Origin of the sequence: Nocardioides endophyticus (assembly GCF_039543845.1) — a bacterium.
Classification (GTDB): domain Bacteria; phylum Actinomycetota; class Actinomycetes; order Propionibacteriales; family Nocardioidaceae; genus Nocardioides; species Nocardioides endophyticus.
Genome location: NZ_BAABKN010000031.1, coordinates 24,747 through 39,435 on the forward strand (window position 1 = coordinate 24,747; position 14,689 = coordinate 39,435).

A 14,689-nucleotide genomic window follows, 5' to 3' on the forward strand; every position below is an offset into this window, starting at 1 on the left:
TCCTACTCGGCGTCGTGAGGGATCACGTAGAAGGGGTAGACGAGGTTACGGCGATCGTTGGTGGCGCGGACCCGATACGTGATCTGGATCCGCACCAGGGCCTGGTTGTCGGGGTCGGCTTCGGGACGGACGTCCTCGACGACGATCCGGGGCTCCCACTGCGCGAGGGCCTCGCGGACCGCCTCGGCGATCAGGCCGAGCAGGTTGCCGGTGACCGGCTCGAAGAGCAGGTCCCAGATCCGGCACCCGAACTGCGGGCGCATCAGTCGCTCGCCCGGTGCCGTCATCAGCACGATCTCGATCGACCGGTCGAGGTCGGGCACGCCGGCGGACAGCCCGATGGCGCCGGTGTGGTCGACGGCCAGGGGCCACGTGAAGCCGCGGCCGATGAAGGACGAGTCCGGCTGGCCGGGATCGTCGTACCTGCGGATGGCGCCTTCGGACATCAGTTGATCGCCACCATTCCGCCCTTGAGCGTCAGCATGCCGCCGCCGTCGACGGTGGCGGTCCCGCTGGCCTTCACGTCGAGCACGGGGCTCTCGATCTTGGCGGTGCCCGAGGCCTTCGCCTCGACCTGCGCACCCTCGATCTTGATGCCGGTCTTGGCCTTGATGTTGATGTTCATGCCCTCGATGTTGATGTCGCCGGAGGCGGTGAACTCGATCGTGGCCTTGCCGTTGGTGATGGTGACCGGCTTGTCGGCGACCGTGAGCTCCAGCTTGTCCTCGCCGAGACGGATCAGGTGGCCGTTCGAGGTCTTGAGCAGGATGTGCTTCTTGTCGGGCGACGTGCCGTCGGCCATCTCGATCAGGTGGCCGGTGCGGGAGTTGATCCGGCGGTAGGTGACCTTCCCTCCGGAGTCGACGTTGTCATTGGTCGGCAGGGCGTTCTTCTTGCTGAACAGCCCGCCCAGCACCACCGGGCGCCGGGTGTCGCCCTGCTCGAAGCCCACCAGGACCTCGTCGTTCACCTCCGGCTGGAACACCACACCGCGGCTCGCGCCGCCGCCGAGCGTGACGACCCGCGCCCACTCGGACTCGATGTCGGAGCCGATCGTCGGGAACTTCACCTTGACCCGGCCGATCTTGCCCTCGGTGTCGTTGATGTTCGTGACCACGCCGACCATCAGGCCGCTGATCGTTGCGCCCGAGCTCTGGACCGGTGCGGCGAGCAGGTCGACGAGCCCCTCGGGCCTGATCGGTCCGGCCGTGAAGTGGGTGAGGAAGCCTTCGGCAGTGAAGACGTGCTGGACCCGGGTGACCAGGTAGGTGCCCGACGCCGGTCCGGCGTTCGACACCTTGACCTTGGTGAACGGCTTGATCGCGCCGTTGGCGTAGCAGGTCCCGCGGGTGGTGACGGCCGCAGAGGTGGACTCCGCGAGCATGGTCTCGCTGACCAGCTTGGCCTCGTCGGCGGTCAGCGGCGAGGCCCCGGAGATCTTGGTCCCGACGCCAGTCGGAGCCACGCGGCCCGGGAACTTCTCGACCAAGGTGGACTCGGCTGCCGACTTCGTGTCGGCCACGTTGGCGACGGCCGCCTGCTGCGCGTCGTCCCACCCGGTGACGGTGACCTTGCCGGTGTGCAGCCCCGACGCTCGGGTCGACAACCGGATCAGGTCCTCGGTGAGGCTGAGCTCGGCGACGGTCGAGCTCGGGGGCGCGCTGATCTTCTTGACCATCAGCTTGCCGTAGTCGACCCACCAGACCATGCCGCAGCGGCTGACGATCCAGTCGAGGTAGGCGAGGTTGGTGCCGGTCTGCAGCAGGTAGGGGTGCGCCTGGGTCGTGCCGTCGATGGACGACTGCAGGCCGGTGCCGGCGACCATCTTCGTGATCACGTCGGAGTAGGTGGAGTTGAGGTACGCCGTGTTCTGGGTGTGCTGGCCCAGCTTGTGGGCGGCGTCATCGACCGTCACCGTCAGCACGGTGCCGGAGCTGGAGTCCTGCTCGAGGCTGACACCTGTCACCAGGCCCTTGAAGAGGTTCTTCTCGTCGGCACCGTCGGCCAGGGTCCCGATCGTCACCTCGGTGCCGAGGCTGAACTTGGGCAGCACCATCACGTCGAAGGACCGCTCGAGGTAGCGCAGCGTCGCCCTGCCGACCAGGTTGAGGCCGAGGTCGACCTCGACCTGGATCAGTGCCGCCTCATCGGGGACGTTGGCGCCGTTGACCTTGATGACCGGGCTGATGTACGCGACCGAGCTGGCTCCCGACGGCACGTCAGGCTCCCCCTTCCAACCGGGGCACGGTCAGCATGGTGCCCGGACGCACGGCCAGCGGGTCCTCGAGACCGTTGGCCGTGGCGAGCATGCGCCAGCGGGTGGAGTCGCCGTAGTAGCGGGCGCTGATCCGGTCCAGGGTCTCGCCGGGCTGGACCCGGTGGACCCGGTGCGGCTTCGGGGTGCCCGAGGTGGGGTTCTGGGCGCCGAACGCCAACGACGGTTCGTACTGCCGCAGCTCGAGCTCCATGTTGGCCCGCAACGGCACGCCCGCGGAGGAGAAGTACGTGAAGCTGAGCCGCAGGCCCTCGATGACCGCCTTGAACGAGTGCAGGTCACCCCAGTGGAACGTCACTGTCGGGGGACGCACGTTGCTGGTCGTCTCGTCGCTGCCGGGCAGGGACGGGTCGACGTCCATCAGGTCGACGATCTTGCCGGTGTGGGTCGAGACCGGCGTACCGTCATTGGTCGTGTCGAACGTCAGGTCGACCTTGAGCCAGCCGGAGTTGGCGCCTGCGTAGCGCAGGGTCTGGACGCCCCGTCCGGGCATCGGGTTGGAGACCCAGTTGTTGCGCCTCCCGACCGTCACCGTCTCCGGGTTGTACAGGCAGGGGACCTTCTCGGTCGTGCCCTCGATCTCCAAGAAGGCCTTCTCGAGCTCGGCCATCAGAAGCCCCCTCGTCCATAGAAGCGTCCGCGCCGCTCGAGCTCCTCGATGACCCGGCGCTCGATCCGCTCCACGACCTGGTCGACGAGGCTGTCGGTGGCGGCTGCCGACAGGGTCTCGTCGGACATGGTGCCGCCGTCCGAGCTCTGCCCGTGCAGCCGTCGGATCGGTGGGTTGCTCGACGTCGGGGATGGGGAGAGCGACGACATGGAGGATCCTCCTGGCTGGACGGCGCGGCGGACGAGTGGAGCGTCCGGGGTGGCGAAGAGGTGGGCGGTCGACTCGACCAGCGAGCCGCCCGTGCTCGAGCTTGCCGTGTTGCTCGGCCGGTGGCGCGCGGCCGGCGCGGTGGACTGCTGCTGACCGCCGGAAGCCGTGCGCGCGACGGCGGGAACCGGTGGAGGTGGGGGCTGCGACGGAGCCACGCTGATGCGCGGCGGCGCGACGGTCATCCGGCGTACGTCGAGGGCCGGGCGGCGGCCGGTCGGTGCCGACGCGGCGCCGGGAGTGCCGCCCGGGAAGGCCGTGATGGGTGCGGCGGTCGGCACGGCGCTGGGTGAGGTGCCCGCGGCGGCCGGAGCGTCGGTCCAGGGCTGCCAGGTACGGCGCACGGGCAAGGCCGCGCGGGTCGCGGGCTTGGCCCCGGGGAAGCTGGGCGCGGCGGCGGCCGCGCGACCGGTCGCGAACCCGGCCGCGAACCCGCTGGCCGGGGCGGACGCGCGGGCGGCCGGGCTTGCGGAGGGGGCCGTGGCCATCGCGGAGGGTGAGGAGGCCGAGGCGGTAGGGATGGCCGGGGCGCCGAAGCCGCCGACGGCGCCCGACGGTGTGATCGTGCGCCGCCAGAGCCGGGTCTCGCCACCGACTGCGGCGGCCGGGGCGGCGACGGGGCTGCCAGCTGGGCGGATCGTCTGCGGGGCGCCGAACCCGGTGGCCAGGGTGCGGTTGGCGTCGGTGCCGTGCGACGTGGCGCGGCGAATCGTCATCAGCTCCGGCATCTTGAGTTCGGCCCCCGCGATGCCAGGGTTCGCGACGTGGGCGCCGATCCGGCTCACCGGGAACGTCGAGCGGCGCGCGATGGCGGCGGGTGCGGTCGGTGCTGCGGCGGCTGGTGCGGGTGCGGCCGCCGATGCCGGGGTCGGTGCCGACGTCGGGGAGCCGGTGGTCTGCGGCATCGTCGCGGACGGGGAGTTCGATGCCGGGGAGGTCGATGCCGGAGCGTTCGGGGTTCGTGCTGCGGCTGCGGGCGACGTGGACGCCGCCGCTTGAGCTGCGGACAGTGGTGCGGCCGGCGTGCTCGGGGCCGGCGTGCTGGCCGTCGGGAGCCGGCGGAGCGTCGGCGCGGAGGCAGGCGCGGAGGCAGGCGCGGAGGTCGGCGCGGAGGTCGGCGCGGAGGTCGGCGCGGAAGTCGGCGCGGCCGGGTCGGTCGCGAGGCGGACGACGAGAGCCGGGACCGAGGAACGCACGTCGGTCGCAGGTCGGATGTCGGTCGCCCGCCGCCACAGCCGCGGGAGCCGGCGTACGTCCGTCGTGGCGAGGGTGGTGGCGCCGGATGGCGGTGAGCCGGCAACCGTTCCCGGGCCTGAACCGGTTGCCTGCGCACCGCTCGGACCGGCGGGCGGTGAGCCAGCAACCGTTCCTGGGTCTGAATCGGTTGCCTGCGCACCGCCGGAAGGTGCAGACGATTCGGTGGCGGCAACCGGAGCGCTGCCGACGGCGGACGGCAGTCGACGGACCACCGGCTCGGCCGACCGGGCCGCCGGAGCCGAGGTCGTGGTGATGGTTGCGCCCGCGGTGGTCGTGCTCACCGGAGCGGGCGCTACGCCCGGGTCTGCGGGCGGCGCGGCAGACGGTGCCGTCGCTGCGGCCGGGCGGGAGGCGGTGGGCACCCCGGCCTCGGCGCGGGCACCAGCTGCCTGTCGCATCACCAGGCTGCCGGCCGACCACGCGTGGCGTCGTACGGTGGCCGGCGCGTCCATGCCGCCGGCGATCAAGCCCGGCCCGGCCGCCGCGACGACCTCGGCGCCGCGCACCGATGACTCGAGGGAGCTCGACGGGCCGGCCGACGTGGTCGGGGGCCGCAGCCGGTCGGGGGTTGCCAGCCGCGAGACGACGCTCGACAACCCGACGGACGAAGGGGCAGCCGCGGCGGGGGAGCCGACGCCGACAGGAGTTGCGGTGGCGCCGTGGCCGATCGGGGTACGGCGCACCAGGCCGTCGAAGCGAGACTGCTGGGACCTCAGCTGCCACGACGGGCGGGCCACGCGCCGGATCGGGGTGCCGACCGCTGCCGGCGCGGGGCCGGCGGACATCGCTCCCGGCGGTGCCTGAGCAACCGAACCAGCTGCGGAATCGGTTGCTGACGCACCGCCGACCGGCGCCGCGCCGGTGGACATCGCTCCTGGCGGTGCCTGAGCAACCGAACCAGCCGTGGAATCGGTTGCTGACGCACCGCTCCCCGGCGCAGAACCTGAGGGCGCGACCGTGCCCGACGAGGCCGTTGGGGCTGTCGAGGGCTCCGATGCAGAGGGCGCCGACGAGGCGGTCGCGGACTGGCGCGGCGTGCGCGTGGTCGCGCGGCGAGCGACCGTCGGCTGGCTGGTGGCCTGTTGGGCCGCGGCCTGCTGCGCGCTACGGGCGGCGAGCCCGGCGTTGAGCTTGGCCCGGTCGGTCTGGGTGAGCATCGGGCCGACGGCCACGACCTCCTCCAGGCGACGGACCCGGGCGACCTCGCCGCGAAGACCACCGACGATGCCGCCGGGGGTCCAGGTCGCCTCGTTCGGCACCTCGCGGGCCGCCCGAGGCAGGCTGCGCTCGGGCAGGCGGCGGATGGCGACCGGACGGGCCGGAGCCAGCCAGGCCGGCGTCGCGGCGGGCGACGACGTGGCAGCAGGCGTACGCCGCACCGGGCCCGCAGCGGGATCCGCGTCGGGGGCGGGGGAGTCGGCTTCGGAGGACGCGACCGGCGTCCACCAGCGTGGCGGCGCGGAGCTGCCCGCGAGGCCGTGCGGACCGGGGCCGATCAACGCCCGGCGTACGTCGACCGGACGCGAGGTCGCGGCAGCGAAGCGGGTGACCGACGAGGCGAGGCTGCCGATCCGGCTGGGCAGCGGCATGCCGAGCGGCGGACCCGGCAGCCGCATCCGGCGTACGACGTCGCGCCCCAGCCGCAGATCGGCCGGGGCGGTGTGGTCCGCCGGAGTCGTGGTCATGAGGCCTGCGTGACCGCCCGGAAGCCGTGGTGGGTGACCTCGAGCTCCTCTTCGAGCGGGTCGGTGCTCGCGACCGAGAAGTCCGGTCCTGCCCAGCGGACCGGGAAGACGTCGATGAACTCCCAGGAGCGGAGCCGGGCGCCGACCGGGTCGATGACGGTGACCGCTCCGGTCGACCTGGTGAGCTTGTTGGAGTTGCTCGCGAAGCCCTCGCCCGAGGTCTTCTGGAACCACTCGAAGAGGGCGTTGCTGTTGGTCACGCCGCGACGGAACACCAGGTTCGGCCAGGTCATCCGGCCCGGGATCTGGTGCACGTAGCCGTTCTGGCCGCCCTCGCGGATCTCCTCGACCTGCACGGTGACGTTCAGGCCGGTGACCTCCTTGAAGACCCCGAGCTCGACGCCGTCGAGCTCGAAGAGGAACCTGTTGGCGATGGGCAGGTCGCCCCCGAGAGGGGTGGTGATGTCACTGCTGCCCATACTCGCGCACCGCCTGCCAGGCTCGATCGTTCAACGAGACCACCGCGCGCACCATGCGGACACGGTCCATGTGCTCGAGGTCGAGCAGGTCGTCCATGCGCCAGTGCAGGTGGTACGCGAGAAACGCTATCTCCTGCCAGAGGGCTTCGGTGGGGTAACGCATCATTGCGTGCTCACCTCAGCTCACTGCACCTTGCGCGGGATCTCCTCGACCGCTCGACGCAGGTTCGGTCGCGGACCCGGATCCGGCGTAGCAGCGGGCTCGGCCGGCGCGGCCGCCGACTCCGGCTCCGACTCAGTCGGGGCGGGAGCGGCGGCCGAGCCGACGCCGAGGAGGGAGGACGACGCCTGGGCGTTGACCAGGGCGTCGTACTCCTCCTGGCTGCCGAAGTTGATCACCCCGTAGAAGTCCTGGAGGAACGCCAGGTCAACCGCGAAGAGGCCCTCGATGTCGAACGAGGTGACCAGCTCCAGGCTGCCGAGCGCCTCCACGACCCGCGTCAGCACCAAGATGGTGAGACGCGGATCGTCGGGACCCTGCACGGTCGGGTCGCGCAGCGGCTCGAGCTCGTCGCGGGCTGTCGCCAGCCGCATCGTGCCCGTCTTGTGCAGACGACCCTGCCCGTCCACGTAGCCACGCGGAAGGGTGAATTCGTACGACGTACGCAGTGAGCTCACGTGCCTACTTAACCCGGTCGAGGCGCTCGATGACCAGCGTGATGGTCTCCTTGACCGCTTCGCTCGACTCCGTGCTCACGGCGTCGGTCGCGATCTTGCTCGGCCAGCCCTTGATGAAGTTGAAGCGGCCGATCTCCACGAACGAGGTGTCGTAGAGGACGATCGAGCCGTTCTTGCGAGCGCTCGCCCGGTCCATGGTCAGGCCCTTGTCGCGGATCGCGATGAACCACTTCCAGATCGGGTCGGCCATGGCGTCCGAGGGAGCCATGCGGGTGATGGTCAGGTCGGGCGCCTTCTGCGTGTTGCCGCGGGTCTTGACCACCTGCATGCGGCCGGTGGGGCCGTTCTGCTGGATGGTCACGACGTCGTGCTCGACGTCGAGGCCCGAGACGCCGGACAGGATGATGTTCTCGCCGTCGATCTCCAGGTAGAAGTTCTGCGCGACGATCGGGTCTGTTGCGATGAGGTCGTTGCCAGCCATGGCTGCGGTCTCCGGTCTCTAGGAAGGTCGAGTGGGTGTCGGAGTCACCGGCGTCAGCCGGCGACCTGCTTCTTCTGGCTGATGCGGAAGACCACGAACTCCGCCGGCTTCACCGGGGCGATGCCGACCTCGACCACCAGGAGGCCCTGGTCGATCGACTCGGGCGGGTTGGTCTCGGCGTCGCACTTGACGTAGAACGCCTCGTCCGCAGAGGTGCCGAAGAGGGCGCCGGCCGACCACAGGCCACGCAGGAACGCGCCGACGGTGCGCTTCACGCCCTCCCACAGCGCCATGTCGTTGGGCTCGAAGACCGCCCACTGCGTGCCGGTCAGGATGGTCGCCTCGACCATGTTGAACAGGCGACGGACGTTGATGTAGTTCCAGTCGGTGTCCGAGGAGAGGGTGCGCGCGCCCCAGATGCGGATGCCGCGGGTGCCGAAGGGCCGGATGCAGTTGATGCCGATCGGGTTGAGCAGGGACTGCTCGTTCTGGGTGACGGTGCGCTCGATGTCGAGCACGCCGCGCATCGTGTCGTTGGCCGGGGCCTTCCACACGCCGCGGGTGTCGTCGGTCCGCGCCCAGACGCCGGCCACGTGGCCCGACGGCGGGATCAGGATCTCACTGTTGCCGTTGACGCCGGTCGGGTTGTCGACCTTGACCCAGGGGTAGTAGAGCGCGGCGTACGCCGAGTCGTACATCGCGACCTCGCTGCGCCACTCCTTGATCTGCTGCGGCGACATGCCGGGAGGTGCGTCGAGGACGGCCATCCGGTTGCCGTTCTGCTCGCAGTGCGAGATGAGGGCGGTCTGCACGGCCTTCCAGAGGTTGAGGTCGACGGTGCCGTCCTCGCCCGTGGCGGCGGTGACCAGGTCGGGGACGATCACCATGGTGACGTCCTCGGCCACGGCGAGGCCGTTGATGCCCTTGCGGGCCGACTCGGAGCCGGCGAACTTCGCTCCGGTCACGGGCACCGGCGTGGGGGCGGCCTTCTCGAGCGGGTAGAGACCAGGCTTCACGAGCTCGAGCTGCGAGGCCAGGTCGACCTTGTCGTCGAGGTTGAGCTCGATCTTGATCTTCGTCGAGGTGGCGTTGACGGCGGTCGCGACGTTGGTGTCGCCGCTGCCGAAGCCGAGGCCGGAGAAGGACTCCACGGCCGCACCGCCCTCGAGGACGGTGATCGTGAAGCTGGCGGGACCGTCGACGTCGTCCTCGCCGCCGTCGTCCGTGGTCACCTGGAGAGTGATGTCGGCGTCGGGCTCGAGGCTCTCGACGGCCACCGGCAGGCCGAGGGAGCGGTCCGCGGCCGGGAGGGCCAGGCGGGCCGGCTCACCGGCGGGCTCGGTGTTCGGGACCCGGCAGATGTAGGCGATGCTGCCGCCGTTGGCGAAGTAGCCGTAGACCGAGAGCGGGAGCACGCAGCCCTCGGAGAAGCCGCCGTACAGCGACTCGAACTGCGTCCAGCTCGTGACGAGCCGGGGGGCCAGACCCTGGGGGTCGTTGGGGTCGTCGGTCGGCGAGGTGGCCGTGAACCCGACGAAGGCGGCCACCGCGGTCGGAGCCGCGGACAGAACCTTCTGGGACGACGGGACCTCTTCGACGTAGACGCCGGGTGCGGTGTATGTGGGCATCTCTTTTATCCGCTCTCGCGACAGGTGGCAGGACATCGAGAGCGTCCTCCCGGCTCCCGGGTGCTGTGACGAGAACGGCGACACATGGCCCGAAATGACTATGCCGATGGCGCGGAGATGTCTTGACGGTTGGCGGCGGCTGTCTCGATGATCGGGCAATGGCCAACCGCCCGGCAGCGCCGCTCGAGCTCCGCGAGGGCGACCATCCTCGGTTGGCCGCGATGACCCGGAGCCCCACCGTGCGCGCGGGACTGGCCCAGCGCGCCCGGATCCTGCTCCTCGCGGCCGAGGGTCTGTCCAACACCGAGATCGCCGACAAGGTCGGGGTCTCCCGCCCGACGGTCCTGGTGTGGCGTGAGAGGTACGCCGAGGACGGCCTCGACGGGCTCGCCGACCGGTCCCGGCCGGGGCGACGGCCGCAGGCGTCTGCTCTCGACGTGCTCCGGGCGTCGCTCGCGGCCCCACCGCGCCGGCTCGGGGTCACCCACTGGTCATCTCGGCTGCTGGGCGACGAGCTGGGCATCGGCCGGGGCACGGTGGTCCGGGCCTGGCACACGTACGGGCTGCAGCCGGTGCGCGGCGGCTACCGGTTCGCGGTCACCCCCGCGCTGACCGGCCGGGTGGCTGCCGTGCTCGCGCTGCGCTTGGGGCAGCCGGAGTGCTTCGCCGTGCTGGACGTGCGGGAGCCGTCTCGCGCCGCCGCCCGCTCCGACGACTCAGCCGCGGACGATGCCCTGCGCGACCTCGCGGCCGCCCTCAGTCGGGAGCTGCCGCCCGCGCCGAACGACACGGCCAGCGCACTGCTGGGGTTCCTCGACGAGGTGAACCGTTCGCGTGCCCACTGGCCGACCGCCTCCCGGCTGCACCTGGTGACCGACGGTCGCGGGCCGGTCAGCCTGCCGGCGCTGCGCGAGGCGCTCGCGGTTCGGTCGCGGATCTCCGTCCACACCGCGCGGGAGCCGGGGCGCTGGCCCGACATGGTCGGCGCGTGGCTGGCGATGGCGGCGTACGCCGAGGCCGACCCGACCGCCCTCGCGGCGGACGTCGAGCGGGTGCGGGCCGGGCTGGCACCCGGAGACGTGTTCGCCTGGTCGCACGGGGCTCGGTCGAGCGGCGCCGAGCCCTGGCGGCTGATGCCGATCCGCCCAACCGTCAAGTGACTTCAGTGCCACCGGCGTGGCCCCGGGGTGCTGGGTCAGTTGGACGTGGTGCGGATGGCGCCCGGCATCGTCATCTGGATGACGCCGCCGTACGCGCACTGGCACATCGAGCCCGAGACCAATGCCGGCTGGCTGCCGATCATCGTCTTGACCGCGCCGGGGACCCACGGAGCCGGGACGAGCGGGACGCACGGCATCGGGGTGAGCACGCCGAGTGCGGCCGACGTCGCCGCCGCGACGGTCGGGTTGGCAAGGCTGGTGCACATGCCGAACGGTGGGATGTTGGCGCCACCTGCGTTGTCCATGACCGTGGCCGCCGGGCGGCCCTCGATCATCACCTTGCTCGTGCCCTTCGGCACCAGGGCTGACGGTGCGACGCCGAAGGAGCACGCGAGCATCGCCCCCATGACTGCGTTCTGACCCATGATGTTCCTCCTCGCCGCGACGGCGGCTGTCAGCGTTTCGAGTCTTTTGCCGATCCCTGCAGCGGTTCGCCCGCAGACGTCACGAAGCAGATGACGTTGCGATCGTCGTCCTCCCAGCTGCGGGCCGAGGGCAGCAGGTAGGTGTAGAAGAGCTTCGAGTCGAGGTAGTCGACCCCGACGTACGCGCCGTACTCGCCGGCGCACGCGCCGTTCGCGAACTTGGACAGCGCGTCGTCGCCCGGGAAGGTGTCCGGATTCTCCACGCCGTCGGCCGTGTACTCGACGATCGCGTAGGACTCCTGGGCGTGCTCCTGGTCGCAGTCGACCTCGGTGAGCTTGCTCAGCTGCGCCTTCACCTCGCCCTGACCCTCGAAGCATTGCCCCGGCTTGATCGAGAAGACGGACACGCCTTCGCCCTCGTCGTCGTCGCCGAACAGGCCGCAGCCACCGAGCATCGGCAGCACGAGCGCGGCGGTGAGCGCGGTCGTCGCGCCACGCCGTAGACGGAAGCGGTCAGGCATTCGCGGCGTCGTCCATCCGCGAGGCCATCGGAGCGATCCGCTCCACCGACGGTGGCGTGAGCTCCCAGTCGAAGGTGTCCGCCGCGACGGTGGCCATCAGGCAGAACGACGCCTTCAGCGAGCCGCCCGAGGCGGCCCAGATCTCACGGACCTTGTTGTCGTTGTCACCCAGTGAGAGCCGCACCGTCGAGGACAGCTCGTCGGGGAGCAGGGTGTCGGGGATCGCCTCGGTGCCGGCGAAGATGCTCACCACGTCGCCGAGCAGCTGGTGCTCGTCGCGCGGGCTGCCGGCCCAGGCGCTGACCAGGTAGCCCAGCTGCACCATCGGCTGGGGTCGGCGCCGCTGGGCGGGGCCTCCCTCCTGGTTGCGGACGGACGGCGCCGACGGCTGGCTGCTGCGCTGGACGTCGTACAGGAACAGGTTCACGGTGATCCGGGACAGCTGGGCAGACCAGGTGCCACTGGGCGGGTCGAACGACACGTCACCCATCTCGTCCGGGAGCGGGAGCCGTGTGCGGAGAAGCTTCTCCAGGCCCGAGTCCACGTGGCTGATGAACACGCGGTGAGTCTGACACGCATCGGAGGGGCCGACAGGAAATCCCGCACATCACCCCTCGGGTCGAGGCCGTCTGCATGCGGTGGTCGGGACCACCCGAACGGGCCAGGGGAACCGCCCGCCGAGTTTCTCGATTCGGCCACGCGCGCGGTTCACGATTCCTAGGATCGGGACGGTCAGCCAAGTGGCCGGACCCGCGGCGAGGACGACGTGCACCGGACGTTGAGTAGGGAACCGAGGAGGGGCTCGCGACGAGCCTCTCCTTTCCTGAGCGCGCCCGGCGGATCTGGTGGCGTTCTTCCCCAAGATCGGGGAGGCGTGCGGTGCGGGTAGCAACCGAGCACCGGCTGGTGACCGCCAACCCCGGCGAGACGGTCGAGGTGCGGGTCGACGTCGTCAACACCGGAGAGCTGATCGAGGGCGTGACAGCCCACCTGATCGGACTGCCTGACGGCCAGATCGCCGTGGAGCCGCAGCTGCTGCCGCTCTTCCCCGACTCGCAGGGCCAGATCACGCTGACCGTGGGTGTGCCGACCCACCAGCCGGCCGGGATGCACCCGCTGACGATCGCGGTCGTCTCGCACGGATCCGGCTCGCCGACGCAGCACGTCGACATCGATCTCTCGGTCTCGGCGCGACCGAGCATCAAAGTCTCGCCGGACCCGCAGGCCATCCGGTCGAAGCGCTCCGGGCGCTTCGTCCTCACCGTCGAGAACAGTGGCAACGTGGCCCTCGACGCCACCCTGTCGTCGACCCAGGAGGACAAGCGCACCAAGACCAGGTTCACGCCCGAGACGCTGCGCGTCGAGCCGGGCATCGCCAGTCCGGTGATCCTCACGGTCAAGGGACCGCGGATGTTCACCGGTGCCGAGACCGACCGGCTCGTGAACGTCGGGTTGGTCGCCAAGCGCGCGCACACGATCCCGGCGATGGACGAGACCGAGACCGAGCCCGAGCTCCAGCTCGAGACCCAGGTCCGGCTGCGGCAGAAGCCGCTGGTGAGCCGAGGGCTGCTGACGGCTCTGATCCTGATGGCGATCGTCGGGCTCTGGGCGGCGATCTTCCTGCTCGGGCTGACCCAGGTGCTCTCCGGTGACCCGATGACCAAGGCGGCGCCGCCGTCCTTCTTCGCCGTGTCCGCCGAGGCCGACGGCGGCGGCGACGCGAGCGGTGACGGCGGCGGAGGTGAGGCGGCCGCCGAGGAGGCCGCCGGCTCGGCTGCCGCTCCCGCCGGGGCGATGCCCAAGACCGGCCTGCTGCCCGCCGGCGTCGGCGGCGAGATCGCGGGGACCGTCACCGCCGCGAGCGACCTGCTTCCCGCCGGCCGGATCACCGTCCAGGCCTACCGGCAGGGGCGTCACAAGCTGATCGAGGTGAGCTCGGCCGCGACCCAGACCGACGGCACGTACAGCCTCGCCGGGCTCTTCCCGACCAACTACGTGCTGAAGTTCAGCGCCGACGGGTATCGCCCGGTCTGGTATCCCGGCGCCCCGTCGAAGAGCGGGGCCAAGCAGGTCACCGTCGCCGCCCAGGGCGAGGCCGAGGGCATCGACGTCGTGATCAAGGGGAAGCCCGCGAGCATCACGGGCGACATCGACCCGGGCGACTCTCTGAACCCGGTGACCACCAAGGTCGTCGCCCGGATGACCACCGCCACCGGGGACACGGATCCGGTCGCCAGGACCACCGCCGACGGCCTGAGCTACAAGCTCAAGAGCCTGCCGGCGCCGGGCACCTACGAGCTGAGCTTCACCGCGCCCGGCTACCAGGCCACCAAGGTGGTCACCACCGTCGCCGGTGGTGAGGCCCGCATCCAGCCCACGGTCGTCCTCAACGCGGGCACCGGTCAGATCAGCGGAACGGTCACCGACGGGACCGACCCGCTCGGCAACGTCACGATCACCACGACCCAGGCCGGCCAGGAGGTCTCGGTCATCACGCCGACGACCGGACAGGTCGGTGCCTTCTTCCTCGACCACCTGCCGACCCCCGGCACCTACATGCTCACCTTCAGCAGTGAGGGCCACGGCTCCAAGGCCGTGATCGTCGACCTCGAGGCGGGGCAGAGCAAGACCGCCATCAAGGTCAAGATGGTCGCCGGGACCGGCAGCGTCTTCGGCGTCGTACGCGACGCGGACGGCAACGGTCTCGGCGGTACGTCGGTCCTCGTCGGTGGCTCCGTCCAGAACGGGGGCAGCGTCGACACCAGCACCCTGCCGTCGACGACGACCCTGACCGAGGGGTCGGTCGGCAGCTTCACGATCAGCGGACTCGCGACCCCGGGTGACTACACCCTGACCTTCATCCGCGAGGGCTACGCCTCCGAGACGGTGCCGATCAGCCTGGGCGCCAGCGGCGCGCCACCCAAGCTCAACGTCACGCTCGGCACCCAGCTCGGCGGCATCAGGGGCACGGTCACCGGCCCGGGCGGTGGCGTGTACGTCGGCGCCACCGTGACCGCGACCAACGGCATCAAGTCGTGGACCACGACGAGCAGCGCCGCGGGCGACACCCTCGCCAACGGCGGCTACCTCTTCAGCTCCCTCCAGCCCGGGACCTACAGCGTCACCGTCACTGCCGACGGCATCAGGCAGCAGACCGGGATGGTGAAGGTGAAGTCGGGCGGCAACGCCGTCCAGAGCTTCACGTTGCAGGCGGCGGGCTGAG

14 protein-coding genes are annotated in these 14,689 nt (G+C 71.0%); 2 read left to right on the forward strand and 12 right to left on the reverse strand.

The features are described from left to right. Positions 1-2: 2 nt before the first annotated feature. Genes ABEA33_RS22935 through ABEA33_RS22975 form a run of 9 tightly spaced genes read right to left on the reverse strand, consistent with a single transcriptional unit; the run spans position 3 to position 9,360 of the window. The gene (locus ABEA33_RS22935) at positions 3-446 is read right to left on the reverse strand and encodes a GPW/gp25 family protein (RefSeq protein WP_345529398.1); all 444 of its coding nucleotides are present in this window, start codon (positions 444-446) and stop codon (positions 3-5) included. Further along, complete coding sequence (locus ABEA33_RS22940) at positions 446-2,218, reverse strand: phage baseplate assembly protein V (protein ID WP_345529399.1); 1,773 nt, start codon at positions 2,216-2,218, stop codon at positions 446-448. Before ABEA33_RS22940 ends, ABEA33_RS22935 begins: the two co-directional genes overlap by 1 nt. Position 2,219: 1 nt before the next feature. Further along, positions 2,220-2,885, reverse strand: a complete 666-nt coding sequence (locus ABEA33_RS22945; RefSeq protein WP_345529400.1) for a CIS tube protein — start codon at positions 2,883-2,885, stop codon at positions 2,220-2,222. Continuing rightward, entirely contained in the window at positions 2,885-6,094 is a 3,210-nt protein-coding gene (locus ABEA33_RS22950) for a hypothetical protein (protein ID WP_345529401.1), read from the reverse strand. Before ABEA33_RS22950 ends, ABEA33_RS22945 begins: the two co-directional genes overlap by 1 nt. Beyond that, positions 6,091-6,573 carry a phage tail protein gene (locus ABEA33_RS22955; RefSeq protein ID WP_345529402.1) on the reverse strand — a complete coding sequence of 161 codons (483 nt, stop codon included), beginning with the start codon at positions 6,571-6,573 and terminating at the stop codon, positions 6,091-6,093. The genes ABEA33_RS22950 and ABEA33_RS22955 overlap by 4 nt, the downstream gene beginning before the upstream one ends. Continuing rightward, a complete protein-coding gene (locus ABEA33_RS22960) occupies positions 6,560-6,739 on the reverse strand; it encodes a DUF6760 family protein (protein WP_345529403.1) in 180 nt (59 codons plus the stop codon). Before ABEA33_RS22960 ends, ABEA33_RS22955 begins: the two co-directional genes overlap by 14 nt. Positions 6,740-6,756: 17 nt before the next feature. Continuing rightward, positions 6,757-7,251, reverse strand: a complete 495-nt coding sequence (locus tag ABEA33_RS22965; RefSeq protein ID WP_345529404.1) for a hypothetical protein — start codon at positions 7,249-7,251, stop codon at positions 6,757-6,759. A 4-nt stretch (positions 7,252-7,255) separates the two neighbouring features. Next, positions 7,256-7,732 carry a phage tail protein gene (locus ABEA33_RS22970; RefSeq protein WP_345529405.1) on the reverse strand — a complete coding sequence of 159 codons (477 nt, stop codon included), beginning with the start codon at positions 7,730-7,732 and terminating at the stop codon, positions 7,256-7,258. 53 nt (positions 7,733-7,785) lie between these two features. Continuing rightward, positions 7,786-9,360, reverse strand: coding sequence for a phage tail sheath family protein (locus ABEA33_RS22975; RefSeq protein ID WP_345529406.1), 1,575 nt, complete (start codon positions 9,358-9,360; stop codon positions 7,786-7,788). 158 nt (positions 9,361-9,518) lie between these two features. Between ABEA33_RS22975 and ABEA33_RS22980 the strand changes: the two genes are divergently transcribed. Continuing rightward, the gene (locus tag ABEA33_RS22980) at positions 9,519-10,520 is read left to right on the forward strand and encodes a helix-turn-helix domain-containing protein (RefSeq protein ID WP_345529407.1); all 1,002 of its coding nucleotides are present in this window, start codon (positions 9,519-9,521) and stop codon (positions 10,518-10,520) included. Between the two features lie 35 nt (positions 10,521-10,555). Here the strand turns inward: ABEA33_RS22980 and ABEA33_RS22985 are convergent, their stop codons facing one another. From ABEA33_RS22985 to ABEA33_RS22995, 3 genes are read right to left on the reverse strand one after another with little or no spacing between them, the layout of a single operon-like run. Then, positions 10,556-10,945, reverse strand: a complete 390-nt coding sequence (locus ABEA33_RS22985; RefSeq protein ID WP_345529408.1) for a DUF4280 domain-containing protein — start codon at positions 10,943-10,945, stop codon at positions 10,556-10,558. Between the two features lie 29 nt (positions 10,946-10,974). Beyond that, positions 10,975-11,466 (reverse strand): septum formation family protein, encoded by a 492-nt coding sequence (locus ABEA33_RS22990; RefSeq protein WP_345529409.1) that lies wholly within the window; start codon positions 11,464-11,466, stop codon positions 10,975-10,977. Further along, the gene (locus tag ABEA33_RS22995) at positions 11,459-12,025 is read right to left on the reverse strand and encodes a Pvc16 family protein (RefSeq protein WP_345529410.1); all 567 of its coding nucleotides are present in this window, start codon (positions 12,023-12,025) and stop codon (positions 11,459-11,461) included. The genes ABEA33_RS22990 and ABEA33_RS22995 overlap by 8 nt, the downstream gene beginning before the upstream one ends. Positions 12,026-12,345: 320 nt before the next feature. Here ABEA33_RS22995 and ABEA33_RS23000 point away from each other — a divergent pair, with 320 nt between their 5' ends. Beyond that, a complete protein-coding gene (locus ABEA33_RS23000) occupies positions 12,346-14,688 on the forward strand; it encodes a carboxypeptidase regulatory-like domain-containing protein (RefSeq protein ID WP_345529412.1) in 2,343 nt (780 codons plus the stop codon). Position 14,689: the final 1 nt, after the last annotated feature.